Genomic DNA, 3,278 nt, shown 5'->3' on the forward strand with positions numbered 1-3,278 from the left:
CGTCGGCTCGCTTGCCGAGCCGCGAGCCGTCCCCCGATCAGGTGTATGCCGATCGGCACTTCGATGACGACGTCCAGCGGGCGCTGGACACCCTTCCTCCGGACTTCCGCGCGGCCGTGGTGCTGTGCGACATCGAGGGCCTGTCGTATGAGGAGATCGCGGCGACGCTCGGGGTGAAGCTGGGCACGGTGCGTTCGCGGATCCACCGTGGCCGGGCCCAGTTGCGCGAGGCGCTCGCGCACCGCGCCCCGGAAGTCCGGCGGGCCACGGCGACCCGCGCCCCCCTGGGTGGTGCCCGCCTCGCGCCGGCAGGGGCGTGATGACGGTGGAGTGGCGGGCGGTCACCCGATGAACCGGTCGCGATGCCTGGGCGATCTCGTGGGCGACTACGTCGAGGCGGCGCTTCCCCAGAGCGAGCAGTTGAGTTGGGATCGGCACCTGGTCGCGTGCACGTCGTGTCGCGGAGCGGCCGATCTCGAGCGCAGGGTGCGGGCCACCCTCCGTAGCGGGCCGGCGGTCTCCGATGAGTTGCGCGCCATGCTGCTTGCGGTCTCGCAGGAGATCCCGGTGGCGGTGCCGGCGCGACGGTCGGCGGCGTCTGCTGCGGCGGACGCGGCTCCGTCGGGGGCCCGGCGCGGCGGATTCGACACGGCTGTTCCCCTTGCCTGGTTGCCCGACTCCGACGATGAGACGGCTTCGGCCTCTGCGGCGCATATCTTCGGACCGCCCGTATCCCGGCGCGCCCCCGCCGGTCTCGGGCAAGATCGTCTGGGGCCGGATCGTCTCGGGCCGGATCGTCTGGGGCCGGACCGTCTCGGGCCGGACCTCGGGGTGGCGGTGCTGTCGCCGACGGCACCCGCCCAGCATCGGTCGGCGCTGCGCGCGGCCCTCTTTGCTACCGCCGCAGCGGGTGCCTCGGTCGCGGCCGTATGGGGGATGTCCGTCGCCCCGGCAGCCTCGACGTCGGCCCGGGTCGGGTCGTTCGACCACCTGGCGCGCCCGGCCGGTGCGCGGGTGCTTCCGGTCGGCGCGGCGACGACGGCGCCCGCACGCGAATTCGGCGCCGGCAACGGTTTTGACGTGAAGCAGGCACAATCGACCCCATGACGTGGTCGAGCGAGCAGGGCGACGGCCCGCGCGATGCCTCCCCGCGTGACCCGTCCTCACGGACCCCGCTCTGGGGTGGCGGGGACGCGTCGTCCGCGGTGACCCAGCCGATGCCGGCGCAACCCACGCCTACTGAGTTCCCGCCAACCCAGGTCCTGCCAACCCAGCTCCCGCCGGGTCAGGTCACACCGGGTCACCTGCCGACCGGTGACGTCTCGCCGGGTCAGGTCGATCCCCGGGAGGTCATGCCCGGGGAGCCCGCTCGCTGGGACGCGTGGAACTGGGGTGACGCGTCTGTCGCTGGTGAGTCGGCAGCGGCGACTGCAGCGCTGGCGTCCGCCCCCGGGGACCAGCGGAGGTCCGAACAGTCCTGGAGTCCGGCACCGGGACCGCTCGCCGGGGGCTACCCCAGCAAGGGGCGCGGGCCCGGTTGGGGCGCGGTCTTGGCCATCACCGCGGTCACCGCCGCTCTCGCCGGTGTCGGCGGGGGATTGATCGGAGCCGTCGCCACGCGCGGCGACCTGCCGAGCATCTCGTCTGGGAACACCGCCCGGCCAGCGGACAGCCTCGCCGGGGTGGCGGCTACGGCGCTGCCGAGCGTCGTGACAATCCACGCCAGCAACGCGGCCTCGGAAGGCACGGGCTCGGGCTTCGTCTACGACAACCGCGGCCACGTCGTGACCAACAACCACGTCGTCGAGGGGATCGGGACCGACCTGGTCGTCATCCTGCCCGACGGTGAGCGGGTGGAGGCCAGCGTTGTCGGGACGGACCCGGCATACGACATCGCGGTGTTGGCGACGAAACGAACCGACTTGCGCCCGTTGCCGATCGGGGACAGCGACAGTGTTGTGGTCGGGGATTCGGTGTTGGCCGTGGGGGCGCCACTCGGGCTGTCCAGCACGGTCACCGCGGGCATCGTGTCGGCGATCGACCGGCCGGTGGTGGCCGGCGACGCGAGTAGCCGGTCGTATATCAACGCCATTCAGACCGACGCAGCAATCAACCCCGGCAACAGTGGTGGCCCGCTGCTCGACGCCGCGGGCAAGGTCATCGGCGTCAACTCGGCGATCGCCACACCGCCCGGCGCCACGAACGGGGCGGCCGGCAATATCGGTCTCGGGTTCGCCATTCCGAGCGCCCAGGTGGTCAAGACGGCCAATCAGCTGATCAAGACCGGCAAGTCTGAGCACCCGGTTATCGGGGTGATGCTGGATGAGTCGTACGCGGGTCCCGGAGCCCTGATCCGGACCTCGGGCAGCGACCCCGATGCGGTGGTGAGCGGCGGTCCAGCCGATCTCGCCGGGCTGGAACCGGGGGACCTCATCGTCCGTTTTGACGGGCGTGAGATTGCGGAGGCTAGCGACCTCATCGTGGCCATCCGGGCCAAGAATGTGGGCGACCGGGTGCAGGTGACCATTCGTCGGTCCGGCAAGTCGCTGGATGTCACAATGACATTGCAAGCTGCCAAGAACGACTGAGCCCGCCCCGGCTTGCACCCGAGAACCGCAGAACCCGAAAACGCCAGAACACCGAGAACGACTGAGTCCCCGAGAATGTTGACCGCCGAGATGAGGAACCACCCGCCATGCTGATGGACTGGAGTGAGTGGGTCGTCGTCTTCGTGCTGATCATGGTGATCATCGGCCCCCAACGGATGCCGGAGTATGCCGCGAAGCTCGCCCGCGGCATACGCAGCTTCCGGATCATGGCCGACGGGGCCAAAGCCCAGCTCAAGGAGCAGATGGGGCCGGAGTTCGACGACATCAACTGGCGGCAGTACGACCCGCGCCTATATGACCCGCGCAAGATCGTGCGCGACGCCCTCAGTGAACCCCTGAATGATGCCTGGGGTCCGATGTCCGAGGAAATCAACTCGATGCGCAACTCGACCCGCCAGTTGGCGCGTGGCGAGGACCTGACCGGACATGAGGGCCAGGGGGACTCCTGGGCGGACGACGGCTTTGGCACGGACGCCGATTTCGCCTCCCCGCGCAAGGATCACCCCAACGACGGCGACTACGCCCACGCCGGGGTGCCCTTCGACGCCGAGGCCACCTGAGGCGCAGGTCACCTGACGCCTTCGTGGTGAGGCTTTCTCGACCGGGTGAGGCTTTCCGCGGCCTCCGTGAGGGGTTCGTGCGCTGGTGAGGCGCTATAACGCCTCACCA

General features: G+C 70.2%; 4 protein-coding genes. All 4 read left to right on the forward strand.

All coding sequences use genetic code 11. From position 1 onward, the window contains the following. Positions 1-320 (forward strand): sigma-70 family RNA polymerase sigma factor (locus tag BN13_RS17265; protein WP_048548446.1); only part of this gene is annotated, 320 nt, incomplete at its 5' end. 28 nt (positions 321-348) lie between these two features. Further along, complete coding sequence (locus BN13_RS17270; protein ID WP_157038659.1) at positions 349-1,107, forward strand: hypothetical protein; 759 nt, start codon at positions 349-351, stop codon at positions 1,105-1,107. Beyond that, positions 1,104-2,588: a S1C family serine protease gene (locus BN13_RS18400; RefSeq protein ID WP_053079843.1), complete on the forward strand. Its 1,485-nt coding sequence runs from the start codon at positions 1,104-1,106 to the stop codon at positions 2,586-2,588. The genes BN13_RS17270 and BN13_RS18400 overlap by 4 nt, the downstream gene beginning before the upstream one ends. 107 nt (positions 2,589-2,695) lie before the next feature. After that, the gene (locus BN13_RS18945; protein WP_235434104.1) at positions 2,696-3,169 is read left to right on the forward strand and encodes a twin-arginine translocase TatA/TatE family subunit; all 474 of its coding nucleotides are present in this window, start codon (positions 2,696-2,698) and stop codon (positions 3,167-3,169) included. Positions 3,170-3,278 lie beyond the last annotated feature (109 nt).

It is taken from the genome of Nostocoides jenkinsii Ben 74 (genome assembly GCF_001046875.1).
Lineage (GTDB): Bacteria > Actinomycetota > Actinomycetes > Actinomycetales > Dermatophilaceae > Nostocoides_A > Nostocoides_A jenkinsii.

Coding starts and splice junctions, on each gene's coding strand:
- BN13_RS17270 (WP_157038659.1), top strand. CDS start 349: ATGAACCGGTCGCGATGCCTGGGCGATCTCGTGGGCGACTACGTCGAG.
- BN13_RS18400 (WP_053079843.1), top strand. CDS start 1,104: ATGACGTGGTCGAGCGAGCAGGGCGACGGCCCGCGCGATGCCTCCCCG.
- BN13_RS18945 (WP_235434104.1), top strand. CDS start 2,696: ATGCTGATGGACTGGAGTGAGTGGGTCGTCGTCTTCGTGCTGATCATG.